This is a genomic window from Halogranum rubrum, from assembly GCF_900114455.1.
In the GTDB taxonomy this organism is placed as follows: domain Archaea; phylum Halobacteriota; class Halobacteria; order Halobacteriales; family Haloferacaceae; genus Halogranum; species Halogranum rubrum.
This window is the reverse complement of record NZ_FOTC01000002.1, coordinates 459,021-481,821: the sequence shown is the minus strand read 5'-3', so window position 1 is coordinate 481,821 and position 22,801 is coordinate 459,021. Positions and strand designations below refer to the sequence as shown.

Genomic DNA, 22,801 nt, shown 5'->3' with positions numbered 1-22,801 from the left:
ACCGACCGGTACTGATTTTCAACGCCCCCATACATAATGTACCGTAGGCAGAATGTATGTTGTATGAGTACGTCCACTCTGGTCCGTCCCCGTGCACAGTCGACGACGAACGAACTCTCGCGTGACGTGATGTTTTCGGTCCTGTCCAACCCGCGGCGTAGGGACGTCTTACGCCTCCTGCGTGAGAGCGACGAGCCCTCGGGCATCAGCGACCTCGCAGAGCAGATTGCCGCGTGGGAGAACGACACGACGATGGCGGAGATTACCTACAAAGAACGCAAGCGCGTCTACACCTCGCTGCACCAGACGCACCTCCCCGCGCTCGAAGATGCCGGTCTCATCGAGGCCGTCCGCTCGTGGGAAGGCATCACGCTCACCCCGCGTGCAGAAGAACTCGAAGCCTACCTCGACGACACGGAGTCCGTCTCCGAATCGCCGTGGTCGACCTACTACTTCGGCTTTGCGAGCATCGGTCTCGCGATGACCAGTATCGCCTGGCTCGGCGTCTACCCCTTCTCGCAGTTCTCGGGGCTGGCGTACGCGACCCTCCTCTCGCTCGCGCTGTTCGTCACGGCGCTCGTCCACGCGGCGAACGTTCGGTAGTCGCTTCGACTCCGAACGAACTCACCGAAAACGTCACCCTTACTCGGGGTGACGGCGTGGCTGCGGTATGAACGTCCCCTGCGTGCGTGTTCCGCGCGAAGCGGGAGAGGCGACTCGGCGGGCCCTCGCCGACTCGAATCTCCTCGACCACGACCACGACATCGTCGTCGACGCGGGCGTGCTCTACATTCCAGTTGCCGCCCCCGAATCGGTCCCCGACGACTACGACGTCGTCGACTACGACGTCCCCGAACGAGAGTCCCGACAACTCCCCGAAGACAGCCTCGGCTACGAACCGAGCTACGAACGCCTCGGCGACATCGTCATCATCGACGAAGACGACGCCGAGCGTGCCCGCACTATCGCCGACGCCCTCGTCGAGTCCGATATCCGCGCCGAGACGGTAGTCAACCGCGCCTCGAAGATACAGGGTGAACTCCGTGTCCGCGACTGGGACGTCCTCGTCGGCGACGACACCGAGACGGTCCACCGCGAGTACGGCTTCGAGTTCCTCCTCGACATCGCGACGGTCTACTTCTCGCCCCGCCTCGCTACCGAGCGCCATCGCGTCGTCGAGCAGGTACAAGACGGTGAACACGTCTTCGATATGTTCGCCGGCGTCGGCCCGTTCGTCATTCCCTGTGCCGCCCGCGGAGCAGACGTCGTCGGCGTCGACCTGAACGAGGCGGCCGTCGACTACCTCAGACAGAACGCCGAGCGCAACAAGGTCGTGGACCGCGTGACTGCCATCCACGGCGACGTACGCGACGTCGCCGCCGACTACACCGACTGGGCCGACCGCATCGTGATGAACCTCCCACACAGCGCCGACGACTTTCTCGACACCGCCGTCGCCGTCGCGGGCGACGACTGTGTGATTCACCTCTACGACATCCAACACGAGGACGACCCGTTCGGTCCGGGACTGGCGGCAGTTCGCGCCGCAGCAGAACCCGAGTACGACGTCGAAGTCCTCACCGAACGGACCGTCCGCTCCTACGCGCCACACGAGGACAACGTCTGTCTCGACGTTCGCCTGACGCGGCGCGAGTGACATGGCTCACCGGGGCACGGTGGTCAGATTCCGGAACCCTTATTGAGGTATTGGCGGTAGATAGGAGTACGTCAGACCGACTGACGATGTACGCGCCGGTGTAGCTCAGCTGGCAGAGCGATTCCTTCGTAAGGAATAGGCCGAGGGTTCAAATCCCTCCACCGGCTTACTTCTGCGACGAACTCCGCGAATCGAGAGTCGTCTCTCCTCTCCATCTCTTCACCGTCGTACCGCGTCGCCCTCGAACGGTTCGTGGACGGCGCGATACCCCTCGTCGGTCCGTTCGACCGATTCGACCGCGTAGAACTGTATCGGGCGCTCCTGTTTGGTCGTGACGGGGAACTCGTAGTTCTCGGCGTCGTAGTTGAACTCCGTTCCCGATTCGATTTTCTCTTCGACGAACGCGTGGTGGGCGTCGAGACGCTCTCGAATCACCGTCTGGGTGAGTTCGGCGACGTCGCTCACGCGCTCGTCGAACACGTGCGTGAACTGTTCGTCGAGTTCGTAGCCGATAGAGCTCCGTCCTGCGGTCATCGCGGCGAGACTCGTCGTTCCCGTCCCCCAGAACGGGTCGAGTACCGTGTCGCCGTAGACGCTGTACATGTTGACGAGGCGGTACGGTATCTCGAACGGATACGCTGCAGAGCGGTCTCGAAGGTCGTCGTGCGTGAGAGACTGGTGTTCACCTCTGACGTCCGTCCAGACGTCCGAAAACCACTGGTTTCGCTCCTCCCAGAAGTACGCCGAGTTGTATCGTCGCTCGGAACCGGGTTCGAACTTCCGTTGTGTCTTCCCGTTTCGGAAGTTCAAGATGTACTCGTGTTCGAGGGTGACGTACGCGTTCGGTGGGAGCATCCCCGACCCCATGAACTTCGCGCCCGAGTTGACCGGCTTTCGCCAGAGAACTTCGGGGAGCGGCTCGAATCCTCGGTCTTCGAAGGCGTTGATGATACGCGAGTGGTTCTGATAGACGCGGAAACTCCCGTCGAGCTTTCGTGTCGCGTCGCCGACGTTGATACACGCAATCCCTCCGTCGACGAGGACGCGCGCTACTTCTGACCACACCTCGTCTAACTCGCTGTGCATCAGCTCGAAGGCGGCCTGTCCGTTCTCTGCATCGAGTTCGTCTCGAACCGCGGGGTTGAGCTCCGAGAACAGGCCGTCCCACATCTCTATCATCGGATACGGGGGAGACGTGACGACCAACTCGACGGCGTCGTCCTCTATTCGACTGAGTTGCCGGGAGTCTTCGACGACGACGCGATGGTCAGTCTCCATTATCGGTCATTCTCTGCCCAGGTTTAATAGGCACTTTGCATAGGGGACTTTCTCGTGGTACCGACGCCCCACGTCTGGACGCAGTAGCTCGCTCGGCAACTTCGCTCGATTTGGAAATTATCGCGGCGGTATGTTGTCCATACGTCACGTTAATACGGCAAAAGAGAGCTGGTCTACACAGACTGCGGTCGTCGCTTCAGTCGGCGAGCATCGGCTGTGTAATCTGGACGTCTTCTTTCAGTCGCTCGGCGTACTCTAGTCGAAGCTCCCGTGCCTCTTCGACACTCAGACTCTCTGCGTCCATCTCCTTCGAGAGCGGCTCGAACGCCGAGACGTCGAATCCCATTCGGTCGAGGTACGACCGGACCTCCTCCGAGGAGAGGCCGTCTCGAATGCTCGCTTCGACGTACTCTTCGACGGCGTCGAACCGCGGCAGGACGATGGCGTCGTCCGTCACACGACCTTCGTCGCCTTCGATGCGCACCTCGTTCTCGTTCAGTCGCTCGACGACGTCTGTAATCTCGTCAGCGAGGCGGATGATCTCACTCGGGAGCGCCGTGTCGGGCGAGCGCCACTCGACCGTCGAGAACCGTTCTCGAAGTTGGACTGGTGTCCAGACGGCACCCTCCGGGTCGAACGACGCCTCGATGTTCGCTCGGTCGAAGCCGGCGAAGACGGCTCGTGTCACGAACTCGCCGTAGCGACGTTCGATGCGTCTTGCCCAGTCCTCGTTGTCGTCGACGTAGGGCCACAGTCGACCCTGTCTGGGGAGATGCTCGTACGCCATCCACCGATAGAGCTGTGACCGTGCACCGGCGGCTAACTGTGTCCCTTTGAAGTACGGCGAGGAGTTGACGAGTGCCAACGCGGGGTCGAGCGCGATGAACGTGTTCAGTTGGTCGATTTTACGTCCGGGCTGTTGTTCGACGTGGATATGCGTCCCGGCGCAGTGACGGACGTACTCGAACTGCTCGCCGAGGACACGGTCTTGGACTCGCGTCCGCTCACTCGGACGGTCTTCGATAGGCCCGTGTTCGGCTGGCGTCGCGAGCGGAACGAGTCCTTTGTTGGCTTTCTCGGCCTCCCGAAGGACGCTCCTGAGACGGCTGAACAGCTCCTCTCGGAGTTCGGCCGTCGTCTCGCAGGGTGTCGTCTTGATCTCTAACAGTGGTGCCGTGAACTCACGTTCGACACCCGGTGCAGCCTCGACGAGGTCACCCGGTTCGGTCAGTCGTCCGTCTTCGTCGATGACCCAGTACTCAACTTCGATGCTCCGTCGGATCGGATCGGAGCTCGTCGACCGACTTACTGGTTCTGTGCGATTCGGCGAGCGATTGTCGTGCGGATGTTCAGACATACGGTGGAGTCCTCCCGCTTGTGCATCTGCTTTCAGCACTCCCGCTCGTCGTCCAGATGCGTGCCGTGTCGTGGAGCGACCAGCGCACTACCGCGTTCCGAGACAGTCACCGCCGCACTGGATTCCGGTCCGCGGTTGGTCGTGCTTGCGTGTTCGACCACGCTGGAGTCGTCCACGGTGGCCGCACACACCGTGGCATGGCCGATTCACCCACATAAACGCTGTGTGCGGATGTCCTAGATGTTCCTTATACGGTTAGCTAACGTCACAAAATCCGTAGTGAATGTAGACAAATGGTGATGGTCTGGGTTCAGTTATCTTCATCCGAGATTTCCGAAGATTCGAAGAGCGGCCCGACGACGGGCGCGGGTATTGGTCTCACTCCCCGTGGTGTTCATATGTCTTCGTCCCCACCGTTCAGACGATGAAATCCTGCTCGAAATGTGGTAACCAAGTTCGACGAACCGAACTCGCCGAGTCCGAGTTTGGATTGCCCGCGTTCGACGGGCGAAAGTACCCCGACGACTGTCCAAAGTGTGGGACCACGTTCGCGTGACGAATCCCGGCGTCGGCGACGCGTGAATTCGACTTCTCGCAGACGAACGATTCACAACCGTTTTACTCGTCAATCTCTTTCGCCCAGCGAAGAGTAGATGTTACAGTGCTCACGACCTGGATGCGGGTGGCAAGCGTTCGCACCGTCGGCAGCGGCGGCGCAAGAGCAGTATCTCGTTCATCTCGTCGAAGCACACGCTACCGACGTCGACGCCGAGATTCCCGACGGAATGGTGCAAGTCCACGTGGGAGACGACGAATGGATGACGGTCTCTTTCGACGAAGCCACAGAACTCCACGAACTGAAGCAGTCGACGGACGTCTCGACTCGCCAGCGTGAGCGTGACTGAGTCCGAACTGCTCGACCCGACCGAATAGCACACGGAGAGCGAGCACTGTCGGCAGCGCTCGAAGGAGTTGGTGGTGGCGGCCGAAGTCACGATCAGTTGGCACCCCGATGTGACACACGGCCGCACTTCCGGCAGGGTCAAATGGGGATGACAGACTGCCCGACGGAAGCAGTTACAACAACACCTCGTTAGTTGAATATCGTTTCCGCCGTGTCAGATATTGCGTGCCACGCGTTTCACCGGAAATCTCGTGTCCAGTCTATAGCGGTATAGACGACTGTCGAGACTGTAGAGACGTTGCCGTCGAAGAGTCGTACGAGAGTTGTACGAGAGTCGTTAGCCGAGACGGAGGCCGAGTCGTCGTCGCCGAACACGCCGCTTATGCACTCCCCCCGACGACTGTTCGTATGCTCACGTTCATCGGACTCGGACTCTACGACGAACGCTCTATCACCGTCGAAGGCCGAGATGCGCTTCGAGATGCAGACCGCGCCTTCGCGGAGTTCTACACCAGCAAACTCATCGGGACGACCGTCGAGGACCTCTCGGCGCACCACGGTCTCGATATCGAAGTGCGTGACCGTGCTGGCACCGAACAGGACCCGACACCCATCCTCGACGCCGCCGAAGAAGAGGACGTCGTCTTTCTCACCGCCGGCGACACGATGATTTCGACGACACACGTCGACTTGCGCCTCCGAGCAGTCGAGCGCGATATCGAGACGAGAGTCATCCACGGCGTGACTGCCCAGTCGGCCGCCTCCGGTCTGACGGGACTACAGAACTACCGCTTCGGCAAGGCCGTCACGCTCCCGTTTCCCTACGCTCACGGCGGCGACGACGTCCCGAAGAGCGTCGTCGACAGTATCGAGGCGAATCTCGAACGCGGCCTCCACACACTCGTCTATCTCGACATCAAAGCCCACCGCGACGAGTACATGACCGCGTCGACGGCCGCGGAGATGTTCGCCGACGGGTGGGAAGACAGACTCGCCGTCGTCGTGGCCCGCGCCGGCAGTCCTGAGCCACTCGTCGCCGCCGACCGCTTTTCGGCACTCGCCGAGCGAGAGTTCGGCGACCCGCTCCACATGCTCGTGATTCCGGGTGACCTCCACCACGTCGAAGCCGAGGCGCTGGAGACGCTCGGTGGTTGCCCCTCGGAGTTACTCGACCCGCTGTAGGCCTCAGAATCGGAACGAAACGGGGGATGGCCGGGAATCACGGACCCCACGAACACCAGTGGTCGGCTTCTTCACTAGTGCGACCGGTCGACGAATCACGAACGAATCACGACGACTGCGGTGAACTGAACTCGTCGAGTCAGAAGAGTCGAATGTGGACAGCGACCGCCTTACCGCTCGACTCGCTCGCCGCCGTCGGCGCGCGGCACGCGGATGTCGAGCGATTCGTGGAGGTCGTACTCCTCTTTCGTCACCATGTAGAGGACGTCCTCGATGACCGTCAGCAGTTCGGGGAGTTCGCGCACGACGGCGTAGGTCAACCCGACGAGGACGAACACGGCCAAGAGTTGGCTGATAATGCGGTCGGAGATGAACCACGAGACCATGTACGGGTCCGACGACCCGAACATGAACAGCACCTCGTCGACGAAGAACTGCAGATACTGGTTCCCGAAGGTGATCCCGATGAACGTCGTGCGCGCGAGGTTCAGTGCGTAGATCGTCGGAATCGAGATGGCCAGCGCACGGAGTTTGCGGTCGAGGGGCGCTTTCACCGCACCGATGAGACCCGCGAAGATAGCGATGCTCCCGAGGCCGGTACACGCGAGGACGATTTCGAAGTGCAGCCGGTGACCCTCCGGCGTCGTGAAGAGGAACGCACTCGGATACCCGCTCTCGTTACCCATCACCACCTCGGGGTGGTAGCCGAACAGCCCCATCAGGAACCCCGTCTGGTCGGCGACGGCCTGGATGAGGAACTGTCGCGGCGCGGGAATCGTCAGTCCGCCGACGACGATGGCCGGGATGGTCTCGAACGGCAGATAGACCAGTCCCATCACGGCGACGGCGCGCGAGAGGATCATCAGCGTGTCGCGGCCGCGGTAGAGCAACCACCCGGCGTAGACGCTCGCCGGGACGGCCACGATGGTCAGAAAGCCTTCGATGTAGCTCTTGTGCTCGAATATAAAGTGGGGAATCAACTGTAACCAAAAGAGGGCGAACAGCACCCACGCGCCGGCGGTCGTGGTCCGTGCGACCCGCTCGTCGTAGCGTTCGAGCAGGACGCCCGCACCGAACAGCGCGATGACCGCCCACGCGAGGGCGTCGGAGAGGGGGCCGGGCATAGACGATGTAAGGGTTTGGCAGAATAAATCCCTTGTCGTTAGTGGTACGTGACGTGCGGAAACGCGTCGAGTAGCTGGCGTCGTATGAGTGGTAAGACACTACCGACAGCCGTCGCTGGCTGGTGTAGCGTCCCAAAGAAAGAATGCTGCAAAGGGCCGGTGTGAGCCGGTGGTTCAGTCGTTAGTTGTCGCGGCGGACTGCGAGGAGTGCAGCGCCTGCGAGTGCGACGAGGGCAACAGCGATACCGAAGCCGGGCGACGTGGATTCCGTGGTGGTTTCCGTGCCGTCAGGCGTCGTGTCGGTCTCGTCAGTCGAGCCACCGTCGGAGGCCGTGGTGGTCTCGTCCGTGCCAGGCGTCTCGTCGGTTGCCGTCGTGGTGTCGGCCGTGCCGTTGTCGGTCGTCGTCTCAGTCTCTTCGCTCGGCTGACCTTCGACGATCACTGCGTCGTAGTCGTCGGTCGAGTCGCTCTCGAGCTGCGGCGTCGCGGAGAGCGATGCCGTGAAGTTCGTACCGACTTCGAGGTCTGCCGTGTTGAACTCAGCCTCGAACGTACCGTCGTCCGAGACGTTGACGTCCTGTCGCTGGACGAACGGGTTGTCAGCGCCGGACTCGGACTGGATCGTGACCGTGATCTCCGAGCCAGGTGCGATGGCCGTCTCGCCCGTGATCGTTGCGTTCTCGTTCGCGAACACTTCGACCTGGTCGTCGTTGTTCGTGTCGAGCTCTGCCGTACGCTCAACAACTTCGAACTCGGTGGAGACCGTCTCCTCTTCGTCGTCGTCGTCAGGGTCGACGATCTCGTTACCGATGGTCAGCGTCGCGTTCCACTCGCCTTCGAGGTCCTCAGAGTTGAGTTCCTCGTCGAGCGTTTCGCCGTCCTGGGTCGCTTCCAGGCCGTCGGCGCCCGTGTTGATGAGAACGAACAGGTTGTTCGTCTCGTCCGACTCAACTACGTAGATTGCGTTTTCGTTGTTCTCGCCGCGGATCGTGATCGGCTCCTGGTTCTGGCCAGGGTCTGCTTCTTCGAGCGTGAAGTCGAGACCCTCACCGTCGAAGCCGTTCTCAGCGTAGTAGCCGTAGATACCGCTCGTTTCGGTGAACTGGACGACTGCCCAGTCCTGGCTCGCGATGTCGGAGTCCTGCGTGATGACGCCGTCCTCGACTGCTTCGAGAACGTCCTCATCGTCGAGGTCTTCCGGTTCGTCGAGTGCGTCTGCGTTACCGGGTGCCGTCCACGACTGGGCGGAGCCGGTGCTGCGTTCGTTCACCGAGAGGGTGCCGACGTCGTCGGGCGTGTCAACAACCTCTTCTGCGTCGGTGTCGACTGCGAGGTCGTAGCTACCCGTGTCGAGGGCTGCGCTGACGCCTTGGTACTCGAAGTCGTCGACGAGTTCGAGTTCACCGTCGTCGCTGTCGACACTGAGGCCGTAGTTGTTCGCTTCGTTCGGGTTGTAGGTGTTGATCGTGACGTTCACGACACCGTCTTCCTCATCTGCGCCGTCTTCCGTGATCCGTGCGAGGGCTTCGTAGCCTGCGTCCTCGCCACCGACCAGGAGGTAAGCGACGTCAGAGTTGCGGAGGTTGACCTGTGCGTCGACGGAGTCACCGGTGGTCACCGAGAGACTACCGTCCTCGAGGGAGGCGCGCTCGGAGCCCGAGTCCTCGACGGTGATCGTGTCGGAGGCTTCTGCCGTCGTGTCCGTGACGGAGAAGTTGAACTCGTAGTCACCCTCGTCGATGTCGTTGAAGTCCACCGTGTTCTCGGCGTTCTTGTTGAGGGTCACCGTGATGATGTCGTCCTCGTCGTCTTCGTCGTCAGCGGTTGCTTCGAAGCCACTGGCGTCGAAGATCTCGAGGAGTTCTTCCTCGTCGAGACCGTCGGCGGAGACTTCAACCGTGAAGTCGCCCGCGCGGTTGTTCGAGGTAACTTCGAGGTCCGTCGTGGAGTCAGCACCGTTCGTCACGCTGCTGTCGTCGAAGTTGACGTCGAAGTTCTGTTGAACGACGGAGAACTCGATGTCGTCCGCTGCGTTACCGCTCGGTGCTTCGAGGCGGTACTCTTCGCCTGCCTCAAGGTCACCGGTGTCGACGACGATGTCTCCTTCTTCGTCAGCGCTCACTTGCGTGGCGATGACGGAGCGGTCGCCGTCGTCAGTTGCGAATACGTCGACTTGTTCGTCTACGTTGTAGCCTGTGAAGATGACTTCCTGCCCTTGGTAGAAGGCATTCTGATCGCTGTATTCAACGTCAGCGTCATCAGGGACGTTTGCTGCGGAAGCTGCTCCGGCGAACGCGATGGTGCCTGCGAAAACAGACGTAACCATCAGCGCTGCGAGAAGCAGGCCGCGAATTTTTTGGTTTGTCATGGTTTGGTTGGTTGTCGAGTCGGCGGATGCACCTTTCTCCCACCCTAGAGACCGAAATCGCCCAGCGACACCACGTCGGTGCGCCGGACTTGGGCTGGGATACTCGCTACGTCCACCATGGGTAGGGGTACATTGCAAAGGTAAGCCTCTCGTTATAAATGCTTTGTGGTCAACAGTGTATTACGTCAACGCTTCTCACGCCCGAATTCGGGGGGTAGAAGCCATCTCGCCAAATTCGAGTCTTAAATATTTTGTGTAAAAACACGTTGTCCGTCCGTCTCGTGTCTGCCTCGTGTCAGACAGTGGTCCGACAGATGGTCTGGTGGCTCTGTCTGAGGTTACGTCTCGTTACTCACGCGACAACGGACCGTTTCGCCGTAATGGTCTGTGCAAGATGGCCCTCGCAAACTGGGTAGTCACAACAACTAAAATGTGTTAAGAGAATTCGAGAAAGCCTCTATCGTTCAGTGTAAGCGAGTTTCTGGATTCACAAGTCCGTCTCACCTCCGGAGGAGGTGGAGAACAAGCGACGAATAGAAGACCGTTTTCCGACCCACGTAGGAAGTAGTTCAACAGACGGTGTGAGTAGAAACTCTGATTCGTGCGTCGCCGTGGTTTCTCCCACTGTCTGTGCGACTCATCAACTCCAGCCGCACATAGACGATATCCAGTTACAGCCGTCATACTACGTCGACGGTTTTCACAACCCCTTCCCGTCTATCGATTTGCTGTCTTTGTGAATCGCGAGGAGATTGAATCGGGCTCTGATGCATCCGCCCTATTGGTACGAATTCGGCGACAGAACCTACACAACGCTCTATTTCGAGCAGCTGTGTTCATTCCTCTCTTTGCTTCATCTCCTCAAATCCACCACTCGATTTTCACAACCCCCGCTGAGGACACGAGTTCTTTCGGAAATTAGAGGACGTTGTGAACAAGGTAGTATGTGTTTAGAACACGTAATTTGCCCTCTAGAGAGACCTCCCGCTTTGAGAAGTGGTTGTGAATTCACTTCCAGCGCATTCGTCCCTCTTCCAATAACGAATACCGAAAAAGCCGGAGCGGTTGGTGTGAACTGAGCTAATTCGGGAACAGCGAACCGTCGAAATCGCGTTCCAGCACTTCGATTTCGTGGCCGTCCTGGTCTTTCGTGAACGCGTAGTTGTTGTCGCACTCCTCGGGTGTGCGGTACTCTTCGGCCTCGCGCTCTTCCAGGGTCTCCCAGTAGTCGTTCAGGTCGTCGGCGCGCACGGCGAGGTGGCCCCACGCGTCGCCCATCTCGTAGGAGCGCCCGTCGTAGTTGTAGGTCAACTCGACGGCCATCGCTTCTTCGGATGCTCCCTCGGGCTTCATGAAGTAGTTCGCGAAGGAGTCGGACTCCCAGCGACCCGTGTGTTCGTACTCGAACTTGCGGGTCCAGAAGCCGAGTGCCTCGTCGGCGTCCTCGACGCGAATCATCGTGTGGTCGATGCTCCACTTCGCGCCCTGCTCTGGGTCGCGCTTGACGATCTCGATCTCGTGGCCGTCCGGGTCTTTCACGAACGCGTAGCGCCCGTTACAGGATTCGGGGTCGCGATAGTCCTCGACGCCGTCGTCCATCAACTGCTGGTAGGACTCTTCGAGGTCACCTTCGGGCACGCGGACGGCGATGTGTCCCCACGCGTCGCCGACGTCGTAGCTGTCTTGGTCGTGATTGTGGGTGAGTTCCAGCATCGCACCCTCCTCGTGCATGTCCTCGGGGCCGAGATAGACGTTGGTGAACGTGTCGGCCTCCCAGCGGTCTTTCTCCTCGTAGTTCAGATGCGTGGTGTACCAGTCGAGCGATTCTTCGAGGTCACCGACGCGCATCATGACGTGGTCGAGTGTTCCGGACATGTTCGCTAACTCGGCCGCTGCGTCAAAAAGCGTGGCGGAGGCGGAACTGCTGGGGGAAGTTCACACGCGCCGCAGCGACGTCAGGGCGACGGTCGTTTATACACTGCGCTCGAACGCTCGGTATCGTGTCCTCGCTGCCGAACCCGTTTCGCCGCCTCATCGTCTCCATCGGACTCGTTTTGGCTCACTTCGGACTCGTCGACCGCGAACGGGCGATTCGCACGGCCGACCTCTCGTGGCCCCGTATCGTCACCGGTATCGCTCGCATGTCGAAGAACGCCGTCGACGTCGCGATGGTCGGTATCGTGGCTGGTGTGCCTGCCATCACCGGCGTGGGTATCGCCGGTCCCTATTGGGGACTCGCCTTCTCACTCGGCGGTGGCGTCGCGGGCGGAACGATTGCACTGGTCTCGCAGCGCTTCGGGGCAGACGACTCGGGCGGAATCGACCGTGCCGTCCGCGGGAGTGTCGTCCTCGTCGTCGCCGCCAGCCTCCCCGTCACACTCGCCTTCTGGGCGTTTCCGACCGAACTCATTTCGCTCATCTCCGACGATGCGGCGGCCGTCGGGTTCGGCGCGACCTACCTCGGTATCGTCGGCTTCGGCGTCCCGTTCGCTGGGCTGAACCTCGTCGGGAGCAGAGTGCTCGTCGGGTCCGACGACGCCTACACCGCGATGATACTCCGTGCGAGCGGCGCACTCATCAACATCGGTCTCAACGCACTGTTCATCTTCGGACTCGGATGGGGTATCGCTGGGGCCGCCGCCGGAACCGTCCTCTCGAACGTGATTGTGACGTGCGCGTTCGCGTTCGGTCTCGTCCGCGGACGACTCCCCGGTGTCGGTGCGTTGCCCGTCCAAATCGACCCCGTCGGTTCTTACTTCCACCTCGATACCCTGCGAGACCTCGTCTCTATCGGCCTTCCGGTGATGGGCCGAAACCTCGTCTGGACCATCGCAGAGTTTCCGATGCTCGCGATTCTCTCGACGATGGGGTCGGCCGTCGTCGCGGCGTTCGTCGTCACCCGTCGTATCTGGGGCATCATGAACACGCCCGGGTGGGGGTTCGGGCTCGCTTCGTCCAGTCTCGTCGGCCAAGCGCTCGGAACGGGTGACGAAGAGATTGCTGAAACTTACGGCCACGAGGTTATCCGGTTCGCGGTGGCGACGTACCTCGTCTCTGCCGTCGTCGTCGCTACCTTCGCCCGACCCATCGTCTCGGCGTTCAACCCGTCACCGGAGGCGTTCCCCATCGCCGTCTCACTGGTGTACGTCGCTTGTATCGCCGTCGTCTTCCAAGGCGTGTCGGGCGGTGCGGCCGGGCCGCTCGACGCGAGCGGCGACACGCGCTGGGCGTTCGCCAGCCAGTTCGTCGGGATGCTCTGTTCGATTCTCTTTGCGTTCCTCGGTGCCTCCGTGTCCGCAGTTGGCCTCGTCGGCTTGTACTTCGCGTTCCTCGCCGAGACGTCGATTCCGGCGGCGCTCAACTACTACCGCTTCCGAACGGGCGCGTGGAAAGTAGTTAGTCGGAACTACAGACCCGGTGCGACGGCCGCCGACGACTGAGGACACCAGCCGTCCGGCGAACCGGCCTTGGCTGTTCGTGCAACCAGCACTGCAGTTCTTCGTCCGCGGTCGTAGCTGTGCACGATCGCAGATTCGTTACTTGTGAGCGTCGTCCGCATCGCCCGCGCCGTCCAGTGACCAGTACACGTATCCAGCGACTGCCCAGAGGGCCACGGTCCCGAGTGGCCACGCCACGCGACCGGGTTGCACCGAAAACCCGCGGGCGAGTTCGACCTGCGTGAGGCCCGCGAGAACGAGTGCGGCGACCGTCACTCGGTCGTCGCCGTGTCTCGTCACCGCCCCGACGACGGCGCTCGCGACGGCAACCAGATAACAGCCGACGCCGACGGGCCACGCGAGGATGTAGTCCGGAAGCCCCTGTGTGTAGCGAACCAAGAAGTCGAGGAGCGTCGTGACGTTCGTCGGATTCGTGTTGAGTAACCCCCACGCGAAGACGAACGTGACGTCACCACCGGTGAACTGTTGAACCGACCACGGAACGAACGCGAGAAGGGAGACAGCGAGGAGTCGGCGACGGCGGGAACGGAGACGACTCGTCTCCGTCGAATCAGCGACGTGTTCGGGAGTCGAGCCGGTGTCGGTCACCGCTCTGCGGTGATTCGGAGGACGTCTTCGTCGGCCAGGACGTGGTCTTTGCCGACCTGTTGGTCGTCGTGTTTCGCACTCGGACCGGAGACGCGAGCAAAGCGGAATCGGTCTTCGAACTTCTTCCCCAGTTTCTTACACGCGGTGCCGACGGTGTCGCCCTCCATGAGTACGAGTGGTTCCTCGTAGTCGACGCCGCGTCCTGGCTTGTCCATGTAGATGCGGATGAGACCGAGCGCGTCCCAAATCTTGTCTTTCAGCGCGTCGAGCCCTTTCTCTTCGACGGCGCTGATGAACACGACCTCTTCGGGGTCGAGACCGACCTCTCGGAGGTTGTCTTCGACCGTCGGGAGATAGTCAGGATCGATGAGGTCGGCCTTGTTGGCGGCGACGATAGAGGGGAGGTAGATACGGTTGTCCATGATGCCGTCGATGAGTTCGTCGACGGTGATGTCGCCGCGGACGGTCACCTCTGCGTTGACGTAGCCGTGTTCGCGGAGGATGCCCTTGATAGTCTCCTCGTCTAACTGGACGTCGTCGGTCTTCGTCACGCGGATGCCACCGCGACCTTTCTTGTTGATGAAGACGCTCGGCCGTTCGGTGTCGAGTCGAATCTTGTTGTGGTACAGTTCCTCGCTCAGTCGGTCGTACTTCTCGATTTCGAAGACGGAGAGCATGAACACGACGAGGTCTGCCGTCCGAACGACAGAGAGCACTTCCTTGCCGCCACCGCGGCCACCCGCTGCGCCTTCGATGAGACCCGGCACGTCGAGCACCTGAATGTTTGCACCGCGATACTGTAGCATCCCGGGGTTGACGTTCAGCGTCGTGAACTCGTACTCGCCGGTCTCGCTGTCGGCGTTGGTGATAGCGTTGATGAGCGTCGACTTGCCGACGCTCGGGAAGCCGACGAGCGCGATAGTCGCGTCGCCAGTCTTCTCGACGGCGTAGCCGACGCCACCGCCGGCGGAGGACTGGTTCTCCAGTTTCTCCTTTTTCTCCGCGAGTTTTGCCTTGAGACGCCCGATATGTGCCTCGGTGGACTTGTTGTAGGGCGTGCTTTGAATCTCCTCGCGGAGTTCGTCTATTTCCTCCTCGAGACCCATTACCTACAGTTCCGCCGCGTTACTCGAAAAACCCTTTCCTTCGTCGTTTCGCTTCCACCGCACTACGCGCGCCAATCAAGTTATTTGCGCAGGTCTCGTCTTCGATACGATTATACGGTAGCGGAAATTCAGGAAAAATATCACATGTCCGACCCATCGCAACTCCGGGACAGCACCGAGATCGTGCTCCCGTGTGCGACCCTCGGGGAACTTCGAGACGACATCGAATCGCAGTTCACGGTGTCTGTCGTCGCAGGGACGGAGGCGTGCTGTCGCATCATCGGCAGTCCCGTCGAAATCAAAGCGGTCAGCGATTATCTCGCACGACACGGTGTCTCGCTCCCGTAGTCGCCTCGTCGCGAGCTTCCGAAGCGCTTTGTAGGCTCGGGCCACTATCTCCGATATGGACGAGAACCCCGGATTGAGCGACCAATACCGGATGGCAAGCCCGTGGCCACTGTTCATCGCACTCGGAATCCCGATTGCAGAACTCGGTATCCTCTTCGACCTCCCTGCCCTCGCTGTGGGCGGACTGTTGTTGCTCTGTGGGAGTATCGCAGGAATGGCCAAAGAGGCGGGCTACGCGAAGACACCGTGGCGTGCACTCGCCGTCTGTTCGGTTCTCCTGTTCGGACTCGGCGGCCTCTTGCTGTACGCCGACACCGCAGTTGCAGCCGAGGGGGTTCGATTCGTCGCCCGTGGGTACGCCGTCATCGCTGCTGGCGGTCTCCTCCTCCTCGGAAGTCTCTTGGGCACGGCGTTCGTCAAAGAGTCACAACCGATCTAACGCGTTCGGTGTCGCCACCGACGCTCTACTGTCTCACCGGCCGCGAACCAACAATCTATTTGATGGGCGTCCGTAAGAGCCACGTATGGCAGCCAAAATCTTCGACAAGGAGACCATCCTCGACCTGACGGTGAACATTATTCCGCTCGGAATCATCGGGTTCTTCGTCGTCGTCTTCGCTGTCTACGACCCCTTCGGATACGACCCCCTGGCGTCGGCGATTTCGTTCGGTCTGCTCCTCGTTCCGTTGGTCGCATTGGCGGCGTTGACGTACATCTCCGGAAAGGCCATCGCGGGCGACGAGAAGCGTTCTGAAGTCTTCCTCGCAGGACAGGCGACGGTCCCCGGTTCGCAGACGCTCGAAGAGTACGAAGCGCAGGCCGAACCCGACCACGAACCAGCCGAACTCACCGACGACGAATCGGCAGAGGACGCTGAGACAGAACCCACCGCGCAGAACACCGACGACTGACGGCTGTCACCCGAATCTTTCTTTACCTTCCACTACTCAGTCCCTGCCATGGAGATTAACGGACAGTTAGCACTGACGGTCCTCATGGGGGTTTTCCTCGTGGCCGTCGCCGCCTGGCTCACCCGGGTGGAGAACTGGCGCTCCTACACACCACTGGCCAGTGGTGGGGGCGCCTACGGACAGGAGAGTGGTCACGCACACGAGAAGCCAGGCGGACTCATCCGCTGGTTCACGACTGTCGACCACAAGGACATCGGGATGTTGTACGGGCTGTACGGCGTCATCGCGTTCCTCGTCGGCGGTGCGATGGTCATGATCATGCGGGTCGAACTCGCCGACCCCGGCATGACCCTCATCTCGAACACCTTCTACAACTCGCTCTTGACGAGTCACGGTATCACGATGCTGTTCCTCTTCGGGACGCCCATCATCGCGGCGTTCTCGAACTACTTCATCCCGCTCGTCATCGGTGCCGACGACATGGCGTTCCCGCGAATCAACGCCATCGCCTTCTGGCTACTTCCACCTGCTGCACTCCTCATCTGGGCAGGCTTCCTCATCCCGACTGGCGACATCATCCCCGCACAGACCGCGTGGACGATGTACACGCCTCTGTCGGCCGGGGTCGGAAACGGTAACCAAGCGAACGCCGGTGTCGACCTCATGCTCCTCGGTCTGCACCTCTCGGGCGTCTCGGCGACGATGGGTTCGATCAACTTCATCGCGACCATCTTCACCGAGCGTGCCGAGGAGGTAACCTGGGCCAACCTCGACATCTTCTCGTGGACCATCCTGACCCAGTCGGGACTCATCCTCTTCGCGTTCCCGCTTCTGGGCAGCGCGATGGTCATGCTGCTCGCAGACCGTAACTTCGGGACGGTGTTCTTCGCCGGTGAAGGCGGCGCTATCCTCTGGCAACACCTCTTCTGGTTCTTCGGACATCCCGAGGTCTACATCCTCGTGCTTCCGCCGATGGGAATCGTCAGCTACGTGCTGCCGCGGTTCTCCGGCCGGCGGCTGTTCGGGTTCAAGTTCGTCGTCTACTCGACGCTCGCAATCGGTGTGCTCTCGTTCGGTGTCTGGGCGCACCACATGTTCGCGACGGGTATCGACCCACGCCTCCGCGCCTCCTTCATGGCGGTGTCGATGGCGATTGCGATTCCCTCTGCGGTCAAGACGTTCAACTGGATTACGACGATGTGGAACGGGCGAATCAGACTGACGACGCCGATGCTGTTCTGTATCGGCTTCGTCAGCAACTTCATCATCGGCGGCGTGACGGGCGTCTTCCTCGCCTCCATCCCCATCGACCTCGTGCTCCACGACACCTACTACGTCGTCGGGCACTTCCACTACATCGTGATGGGCGCCATCGCGTTCGCAGGCTTTGCCGGTCTCTACTACTGGTACCCCATCTTCACCGGTCGGATGTACCAGCGTAAACTCGGCAAGTGGCACTTCTGGCTCTGGATGGTCGGGACGAACATCACGTTCTTCGCGATGATTCTCCTCGGCTACGGCGGAATGCCGCGTCGCTACGCGACCTACCTGCCGCAGTTCATCACGCTCCACCAGATTGCGACCCTCGGCGCGCTACTGTTGCTCGTCGGCGGGTTCATCTGGCTGTACAACTTCATCATCTCGTGGCTCGAAGGGCCAGTCATCGAGAGCGGCGACCCGTGGAACCTCAAAGAAGACGGTCTCTACACGGCCGAGTGGGAGTGGTTCGACCGTAAACTGCAGACGAAGATTACCGACGGTGGGGAACAACAGGACGTCGCCACCGACGGCGGTCACGAGTCGGACGAGTCCGACTCGTAAGCGACCTAGAACTCTCCGAGTTCTGGTGACGGACTGATTGACTTCGACAACTGACCGAACTCTTTTTCGGCCCGCGCTTTCCGTTTCAGCGTTTCACTCTCGGACGATAGAGTCGTCTCTCGTTCGCTGGTTCACGAATTCACTATCCGACTCTCTCCACTCAGAGCGCTTCAGCTATCGCGTCTCGGATAGCCACTATAGACTAGAGAAGCCACACACGGGCGAGCGAATCGCTCGCCGGTCACCAACAGTACGGAGCGAACGTGCATCGAGTGGTCTGTTCGACCTCACCTCAGATGGCGAGGATGAGACCCGTCGCGAACATCAACATGGCGACGCCCGCGAGCACGATGCCGAGGAGGTCCTTGTCGGACATACCGGCACTCGGGACTGCGGAGACAAAGACCCGTCGATACGTGTGGTTTCCCACCCACTCCGTCCCGAAAGGGCTAATCGGTCGCAGGCCCGCGTTTCGACCGTGCCACAACGAGGCTTCCGCGGTCGCCGATTCGTGTTGTTCCTCTATCTGGCGCTCGTCGGCGTCGGGGGCGCTGCAGGCTTCCTGACGGCGACGTTCGTCGACAATCTCGAACCACCGGCGTATCTCTTTCTCGTCGAGTTCCCGGCCACACAGTTCGGCTTCACCGCCTACGGTGCGCTCACCATCGCCACGGTTCTCGGTGTTCCCCTTCTCCTCGTCGTCTACGTCTCTCGCTACGTCGACGACCCCGACGCCGTCTCCCCAAAAGACTGAGCTGTGTGACCGGGTGCACGTGTGTCGGTACTACGTGGCCTTCGGGAGTGTGACACAGACAGTGATTCTGCGTGCGGGTCGGCCAGTGACGGTGACGGGGATGACGAAAGAGGTCTGAGACAGCGAGTGAGAACGCAGCCAACGAATCGACGACTGACGTCGTCGACTGCGCTACCGATACACCGCCTCGAACGCGTCTGCGAGTGTGGCCGGCGACTTCCGCCCCGTGAACGTCTCTCGTAACTGTCCGTCGCGGAACAACAGCACCGCTGGTGCGACAGCGACGTCGAACGCTCGGCGGAACGCAGGCACGTCTGCCCCGTCGACGCCCGCGATGGCGACACCGTCGGGGACCGAAGCGACTATCTCGTCGATATCTTCTTTCATCGCCTCACAGGGGTCACAGCCGTGTTTCCACACCGTGACGACCGCGTCCGGTTCGTCGGCGAGGAACTGCTCGTACTCCTCGTCGCAGAGTTCCTCGACGGCCAGCGGGACGGGTGACCCCGGACCGATTTGAACGACGATACCGGCCATCACGGCGAGCGTCTCTTGCTCGGGTGGGTCGTCGAGGAACGACCGGACCGACAGGTAGGCGACCAGTTCGTCGCGCGTCATGCCGGTCGCGTCGATGTGTGCACCGACCTCGTCGCGGTCGATATCGAAGAGGTCTGCGACCGTGCTGTGGAACCCTTTGTCGGCCATGTGGGCGTACGTGTCGTGGTAGACACGGCGCGTGTCTTCGAACGCGGCCGTCGTGGTGAGTGCGCCGTCGTCTGCTTCGTCGACGACGCCGGTGTCGATGAGACGGTCCAGTGCGGGTTCGACGTCGACGTCAGGTGGTTCGGCGGCCATCGTTACACTCCGAGATAGCGTTCGCGGGTCTCTTCATCGTCACGGAGTTCGGTTGTCGTCCCGTCGGACCGGATGCGCTCGGCGGCCCGTTCGACATCTTCGATGATTTCGGCACGAGTCTCTCGTGGTTCGTCGAGCATGCGAAGTCGGTGCGCTGTTTCAATGCACGGACGATGGCGAGCAGCTGCCGTTCGTCGCCCGAGAGCGTTCCGACTTTCTGCGTCTGTCGCTCTTCGAGTCGTGGGAACTCGGCGTACACCTCTTCAGTGGTGCCTCTTCGTGGTGGTGCTATCGAAAACGGTACGTGTGTTTTTCGCTCTGGGCCAACTATCGTGGAGTCACCTATCAGTTTCACCTAGTTTACTCCCACGCGAAAAATCGCCGAGAGTATTTTATGTTACGCAGTCGCACTGGTGGGGTATGGAACTCCGTGAGGCGACAGCCGCAGATATCGAGCAGATTCGACAGGTTGCACGCGACTCGCTGATGGAGTCGTACAGCCACGCCCTCGACGAATCGGTCATCGACGAGTCGGTAGACGAGTGGTACGGCGACGACCTCACCGACGAACTCGACCGCGACGACGTCGTCTATCTCGTCGCCGACGACGATGGCACCGTCACGGGATTCTCCCAGAGCTACCTCGTCGGGAGAGATGGGACGAACGGACAGATTAGCTGGCTCCACGTCTCGCCCGATGCCCGTGGCAGTGGTCTCGGTTCCCGACTCCTCACGCGTACCGAGGAGGTCCTCGTCGACCACGGTGCGACGAGACTCTCCGGGAAGGTGCTCACGGTGAACAAAGCCGGTGCGGAGTTCTACGAGGGCCACGGCTACGAGGAGGGCGACACGCGCAAAATCGACCTCGGTGCGGAGTCGTTCACGGAGCGAACCTACCTGAAGTTCCCCGGTACGGAGGGCGAACAACAGGCACCGCTCGACCCTCGACAAGTCGACGACACCACCGTCTACGTCGCCTTCGACGAAAGTGACCGCGGGTCGACTGCCCCGCTCTACGTCGCCTACCTCGACGAGGGCCGCGAGGAACGCTACGGCTACTTCTGTGGCCACTGTGAGAGTTTCGAGGTCTCGATGGACGCGATGGGTCGCGTCGTCTGCAGCGACTGTGGGAACAAACGTCGCCCGTCGCGGTGGGACGCGTCGTATCTCTGAGATCGAGGCAGTTCCTATTTCGTCGACGCGAGACTGACACACTTTTTTCCGCACGGTCACACTATCCGGTATGACTCACGCGCTCGTCATCGGCGGCACGCGCTTCATCGGTCGCCACACCGTCGAAGAGTTCCTCGCCCACGACTACGACGTCACCATCTTCAACCGCGGTAATCACGACAACCCCTTCGCCGACGACGAACGCGTCGACCACGTTCAGGGAGACCGGACCGACGACATGGACCTCCAAACGGCGTCGCTCGCCGCGAAACCCGACGTCGTCGTCGACTGCGTCGCCTACAAACCCGCGGAAGTCGAGCGCGCAGTCGAGGTGTTCTCGGACGTCGACGCCTACGTCTACATCTCTAGCGGCGACGCCTATGGCCGCGAGGAGATTCCCAAGCGAGAGGGTGAGACGCCGATGCGACCCTGCACGCCCGACCAAGCCGAGGACGACTCGGGAGAGACCTACGGGAACCGGAAAGCCGAGGGGGACCGCGTCGTCTTCGAGGCGGCCGAGTCGGGTGTCAACGCGATGAGCGTCCGCCCCTGTATCGTCTACGGGCCGCACGACTACACCGAGCGGATGGACTACTGGCTGAACCGCGTCGAGAACTACGACCGAATCGTCGTCCCCGGCGACGGACAGAACGTCTGGCATCGCGCGTACGTCGAGGACGTCGCCAGCGCTCTCCGTGTCGTCGCCGAGGAGGGCGAAGCGGGCGAAGTCTACAACGTCGGCGACCGCCGTCTGGTCACCTTAGAAGAGATGCTCGACCTCGCTGCCGACGCGATGGATACTGACGTCGACGTGGTCCACGCCGGCGAGCGCGAACTCGCTGTCGGCGGACTCGACACCTCGAAGTTCGTCCTCTATCGCGACTACCCGCACGTCCTGGACACGAACAAACTCGCCAGTCTCGGGTGGGAGTCGACGTCGCTGGAGACGGCGATGGCTCGAACGGTCGAGGAACACCGCGAGAGCGAGCGCGACGGGGCAGAGTACGACCCGGGCCGTGAGGCCGAAGAGCGGGTGCTCGGCGTGCTCGATACACTCTGAACGCGAAGTTACGAAAGCGGCGACGTCTGCGCGTTACAGGTCGCTGCCGAACCGGTTCATCTCGGCGACTTCCTCTTCGAGCCACTCGCGGAACCACTTGACTCGCTTGAGTCGCTGGTAGGCGATGCTCTCGGCGGTGTCGCTGACGATGCGCGTCGAGTGGTCCTTCCCGCGTTCGAGGACGCGCTGGACCATCTCGGCGGCGTCCATGTGTGTTCGAGCCTCGTAGCCCATCCGGAGGAGCATCAGGGCAGTCCCGTTGGCACCGACCTTGTCGAGGATGTCCGCCTCGATGAGACACCGCGTCTCCAGTGAGACGTCGGTGAGCGGCCCCTGATACGAGTGGTCGGTGATGGACTGACACACCTGGTCGATGAAAGACTCGGGGAAGGTACCGCGCGCCGAGAGATACTCGCGGGCGACGCGGGCACCCTCTTCGGCGTGGACGTCTTGGTCGGCGTCGAGTTTAGCGATGTCGTGAAACACCGCGGCCACGCGGACGACGTCGACGTCCGCACCTTCGCGCTTGCCGATGTAGCTCGCGATGTCGACGACGTTCATGATGTGGTTGAACCGGTAGTCGGCGCTGTGCCACGGGTACCACCGCATCCGTCCGCCGTCGTCTTCGTTCTCGACGCTCGCAGCGAGATAGTCGTACACAAATCGCTTCATATCCGCGAACTCGTCGTCGGAGACGGAGGACTCCTTGATCTCAACGCCCACGGGAGTACCCCCGGAGGCAACGTTCCATACTCATTGTTACCCAAGAGAAGGGTCGTTCCGGTCTTAGGCGTTACGACAGATTTTTGTTCTCTGGCCGAATCCCGGTTTGAACAATCGAGCGAGCGTTTCCCACC

At 61.1% G+C, this 22,801-nt stretch carries 22 protein-coding genes, 1 tRNA gene and 1 pseudogene; 13 read left to right on the top strand and 11 right to left on the bottom strand.

Annotated elements, in window-relative coordinates:
* Positions 1 to 63 precede the first annotated feature (63 nt).
* From BM083_RS10725 to BM083_RS10715, 3 genes are all read left to right on the top strand, one after another.
* Positions 64 to 603, top strand: coding sequence for a DUF7344 domain-containing protein (locus BM083_RS10725; protein ID WP_089869301.1), 540 nt, complete (start codon positions 64 to 66; stop codon positions 601 to 603).
* 67 nt (positions 604 to 670) lie between these two features.
* Positions 671 to 1,657: a class I SAM-dependent methyltransferase gene (locus BM083_RS10720; protein ID WP_089869299.1), complete on the top strand. Its 987-nt coding sequence runs from the start codon at positions 671 to 673 to the stop codon at positions 1,655 to 1,657.
* 94 nt (positions 1,658 to 1,751) lie between these two features.
* Positions 1,752 to 1,824 (top strand) — tRNA-Thr (locus tag BM083_RS10715).
* 52 nt (positions 1,825 to 1,876) lie between these two features.
* Here the strand turns inward: BM083_RS10715 and BM083_RS10710 are convergent.
* Both BM083_RS10710 and BM083_RS10705 read right to left on the bottom strand, forming a co-directional pair.
* Complete coding sequence (locus BM083_RS10710) at positions 1,877 to 2,935, bottom strand: DNA-methyltransferase (RefSeq protein WP_089869296.1); 1,059 nt, start codon at positions 2,933 to 2,935, stop codon at positions 1,877 to 1,879.
* Positions 2,936 to 3,131: 196 nt separating this feature from the next.
* Entirely contained in the window at positions 3,132 to 4,292 is a 1,161-nt protein-coding gene (locus BM083_RS10705) for a glutamate-cysteine ligase family protein (protein WP_177197604.1), read from the bottom strand.
* A gap of 653 nt (positions 4,293 to 4,945) precedes the next feature.
* Between BM083_RS10705 and BM083_RS10700 the strand changes: the two genes are divergently transcribed.
* Positions 4,946 to 5,197, top strand: a complete 252-nt coding sequence (locus BM083_RS10700) for a hypothetical protein (protein ID WP_089869292.1) — start codon at positions 4,946 to 4,948, stop codon at positions 5,195 to 5,197.
* Positions 5,198 to 5,604: 407 nt separating this feature from the next.
* Positions 5,605 to 6,378 carry a diphthine synthase gene (gene dph5 / locus BM083_RS10695; RefSeq protein ID WP_089869291.1) on the top strand — a complete coding sequence of 258 codons (774 nt, stop codon included), beginning with the start codon at positions 5,605 to 5,607 and terminating at the stop codon, positions 6,376 to 6,378.
* A 170-nt stretch (positions 6,379 to 6,548) separates the two neighbouring features.
* Here dph5 and artA read toward each other — a convergent pair whose 3' ends face one another.
* The 3 genes from artA to BM083_RS10680 all read right to left on the bottom strand — a co-directional run bounded on the left by artA (position 6,549) and on the right by BM083_RS10680 (position 11,745).
* Positions 6,549 to 7,502, bottom strand: a complete 954-nt coding sequence (artA, locus tag BM083_RS10690) for an archaeosortase A (protein WP_089869289.1) — start codon at positions 7,500 to 7,502, stop codon at positions 6,549 to 6,551.
* A 181-nt stretch (positions 7,503 to 7,683) separates the two neighbouring features.
* On the bottom strand, positions 7,684 to 9,870 hold the full coding sequence (locus BM083_RS10685; protein WP_089869287.1) for a BGTF surface domain-containing protein: 2,187 nt from the start codon (positions 9,868 to 9,870) through the stop codon (positions 7,684 to 7,686).
* Positions 9,871 to 10,950: 1,080 nt separating this feature from the next.
* The gene (locus BM083_RS10680) at positions 10,951 to 11,745 is read right to left on the bottom strand and encodes a VOC family protein (RefSeq protein WP_089869285.1); all 795 of its coding nucleotides are present in this window, start codon (positions 11,743 to 11,745) and stop codon (positions 10,951 to 10,953) included.
* Positions 11,746 to 11,870: 125 nt separating this feature from the next.
* Between BM083_RS10680 and BM083_RS10675 the strand changes: the two genes are divergently transcribed.
* Entirely contained in the window at positions 11,871 to 13,310 is a 1,440-nt protein-coding gene (locus BM083_RS10675; RefSeq protein ID WP_089869283.1) for an MATE family efflux transporter, read from the top strand.
* 96 nt (positions 13,311 to 13,406) lie between these two features.
* Here BM083_RS10675 and BM083_RS10670 read toward each other — a convergent pair whose 3' ends face one another.
* Positions 13,407 to 13,916, bottom strand: a complete 510-nt coding sequence (locus BM083_RS10670; RefSeq protein ID WP_089869281.1) for a TIGR04206 family protein — start codon at positions 13,914 to 13,916, stop codon at positions 13,407 to 13,409.
* Positions 13,913 to 15,022: an OBG GTPase family GTP-binding protein gene (locus BM083_RS10665; RefSeq protein WP_089869279.1), complete on the bottom strand. Its 1,110-nt coding sequence runs from the start codon at positions 15,020 to 15,022 to the stop codon at positions 13,913 to 13,915. The genes BM083_RS10670 and BM083_RS10665 overlap by 4 nt, the downstream gene beginning before the upstream one ends.
* 144 nt (positions 15,023 to 15,166) lie before the next feature.
* Here BM083_RS10665 and BM083_RS10660 point away from each other — a divergent pair, with 144 nt between their 5' ends.
* From BM083_RS10660 to BM083_RS10645, 4 genes are all read left to right on the top strand, one after another.
* On the top strand, positions 15,167 to 15,370 hold the full coding sequence (locus BM083_RS10660; RefSeq protein WP_089869275.1) for a VNG_1110C family protein: 204 nt from the start codon (positions 15,167 to 15,169) through the stop codon (positions 15,368 to 15,370).
* A 55-nt stretch (positions 15,371 to 15,425) separates the two neighbouring features.
* Positions 15,426 to 15,809, top strand: coding sequence for a DUF7541 family protein (locus tag BM083_RS10655; protein ID WP_009366159.1), 384 nt, complete (start codon positions 15,426 to 15,428; stop codon positions 15,807 to 15,809).
* Between the two features lie 85 nt (positions 15,810 to 15,894).
* Entirely contained in the window at positions 15,895 to 16,281 is a 387-nt protein-coding gene (locus tag BM083_RS10650; protein ID WP_089869272.1) for a DUF6684 family protein, read from the top strand.
* Positions 16,282 to 16,365: 84 nt separating this feature from the next.
* On the top strand, positions 16,366 to 18,102 hold the full coding sequence (locus BM083_RS10645; protein ID WP_089870060.1) for a cbb3-type cytochrome c oxidase subunit I: 1,737 nt from the start codon (positions 16,366 to 16,368) through the stop codon (positions 18,100 to 18,102).
* A 292-nt stretch (positions 18,103 to 18,394) separates the two neighbouring features.
* Here BM083_RS10645 and BM083_RS23295 read toward each other — a convergent pair whose 3' ends face one another.
* Positions 18,395 to 18,532: a hypothetical protein gene (locus BM083_RS23295; RefSeq protein WP_177197583.1), complete on the bottom strand. Its 138-nt coding sequence runs from the start codon at positions 18,530 to 18,532 to the stop codon at positions 18,395 to 18,397.
* Positions 18,533 to 18,580: 48 nt separating this feature from the next.
* Here BM083_RS23295 and BM083_RS10640 point away from each other — a divergent pair, with 48 nt between their 5' ends.
* Entirely contained in the window at positions 18,581 to 18,856 is a 276-nt protein-coding gene (locus BM083_RS10640; protein ID WP_089869270.1) for a DUF7520 family protein, read from the top strand.
* Positions 18,857 to 19,027: 171 nt separating this feature from the next.
* On the opposite strand, the gene BM083_RS10635 is transcribed toward BM083_RS10640, so the two are convergent.
* The gene (locus BM083_RS10635; RefSeq protein WP_089869268.1) at positions 19,028 to 19,711 is read right to left on the bottom strand and encodes a thioredoxin family protein; all 684 of its coding nucleotides are present in this window, start codon (positions 19,709 to 19,711) and stop codon (positions 19,028 to 19,030) included.
* Positions 19,712 to 19,713: 2 nt separating this feature from the next.
* Positions 19,714 to 19,982 (bottom strand): annotated as a pseudogene (locus tag BM083_RS24130) (ABC transporter ATP-binding protein); the annotation flags it as partial.
* Positions 19,983 to 20,131: 149 nt separating this feature from the next.
* On the opposite strand from BM083_RS24130, the gene BM083_RS10625 reads away from it, so the two are divergent.
* Together BM083_RS10625 and BM083_RS10620 are read left to right on the top strand one after the other, a co-directional pair.
* Positions 20,132 to 20,884 (top strand): GNAT family N-acetyltransferase, encoded by a 753-nt coding sequence (locus tag BM083_RS10625; RefSeq protein WP_089869264.1) that lies wholly within the window; start codon positions 20,132 to 20,134, stop codon positions 20,882 to 20,884.
* 70 nt (positions 20,885 to 20,954) lie between these two features.
* Positions 20,955 to 21,944 carry an NAD-dependent epimerase/dehydratase family protein gene (locus BM083_RS10620; protein ID WP_089869262.1) on the top strand — a complete coding sequence of 330 codons (990 nt, stop codon included), beginning with the start codon at positions 20,955 to 20,957 and terminating at the stop codon, positions 21,942 to 21,944.
* A gap of 33 nt (positions 21,945 to 21,977) precedes the next feature.
* Here the strand turns inward: BM083_RS10620 and BM083_RS10615 are convergent, their stop codons facing one another.
* Positions 21,978 to 22,667: an HD domain-containing protein gene (locus BM083_RS10615; RefSeq protein WP_089869260.1), complete on the bottom strand. Its 690-nt coding sequence runs from the start codon at positions 22,665 to 22,667 to the stop codon at positions 21,978 to 21,980.
* Between the last annotated feature and the right edge of the window lie 134 nt (positions 22,668 to 22,801).

Excerpts from the sequence above, each read along its gene's own strand:
- BM083_RS10725 (WP_089869301.1), top strand. The coding sequence starts at position 64 with ATGAGTACGTCCACTCTGGTCCGTCCCCGTGCACAGTCGACGACGAAC.
- BM083_RS10720 (WP_089869299.1), top strand. The coding sequence starts at position 671 with ATGAACGTCCCCTGCGTGCGTGTTCCGCGCGAAGCGGGAGAGGCGACT.
- BM083_RS10710 (WP_089869296.1), bottom strand. The coding sequence starts at position 2,935 with ATGGAGACTGACCATCGCGTCGTCGTCGAAGACTCCCGGCAACTCAGT.
- BM083_RS10705 (WP_177197604.1), bottom strand. The coding sequence starts at position 4,292 with ATGTCTGAACATCCGCACGACAATCGCTCGCCGAATCGCACAGAACCA.
- BM083_RS10700 (WP_089869292.1), top strand. The coding sequence starts at position 4,946 with ATGTTACAGTGCTCACGACCTGGATGCGGGTGGCAAGCGTTCGCACCG.
- dph5 (WP_089869291.1), top strand. The coding sequence starts at position 5,605 with ATGCTCACGTTCATCGGACTCGGACTCTACGACGAACGCTCTATCACC.
- artA (WP_089869289.1), bottom strand. The coding sequence starts at position 7,502 with ATGCCCGGCCCCCTCTCCGACGCCCTCGCGTGGGCGGTCATCGCGCTG.
- BM083_RS10685 (WP_089869287.1), bottom strand. The coding sequence starts at position 9,870 with ATGACAAACCAAAAAATTCGCGGCCTGCTTCTCGCAGCGCTGATGGTT.
- BM083_RS10680 (WP_089869285.1), bottom strand. The coding sequence starts at position 11,745 with ATGTCCGGAACACTCGACCACGTCATGATGCGCGTCGGTGACCTCGAA.
- BM083_RS10665 (WP_089869279.1), bottom strand. The coding sequence starts at position 15,022 with ATGGGTCTCGAGGAGGAAATAGACGAACTCCGCGAGGAGATTCAAAGC.
- BM083_RS10660 (WP_089869275.1), top strand. The coding sequence starts at position 15,167 with ATGTCCGACCCATCGCAACTCCGGGACAGCACCGAGATCGTGCTCCCG.
- BM083_RS10655 (WP_009366159.1), top strand. The coding sequence starts at position 15,426 with ATGGACGAGAACCCCGGATTGAGCGACCAATACCGGATGGCAAGCCCG.
- BM083_RS10650 (WP_089869272.1), top strand. The coding sequence starts at position 15,895 with ATGGCAGCCAAAATCTTCGACAAGGAGACCATCCTCGACCTGACGGTG.
- BM083_RS10645 (WP_089870060.1), top strand. The coding sequence starts at position 16,366 with ATGGGGGTTTTCCTCGTGGCCGTCGCCGCCTGGCTCACCCGGGTGGAG.
- BM083_RS10635 (WP_089869268.1), bottom strand. The coding sequence starts at position 19,711 with ATGGCCGCCGAACCACCTGACGTCGACGTCGAACCCGCACTGGACCGT.
- BM083_RS10625 (WP_089869264.1), top strand. The coding sequence starts at position 20,132 with ATGGAACTCCGTGAGGCGACAGCCGCAGATATCGAGCAGATTCGACAG.
- BM083_RS10620 (WP_089869262.1), top strand. The coding sequence starts at position 20,955 with ATGACTCACGCGCTCGTCATCGGCGGCACGCGCTTCATCGGTCGCCAC.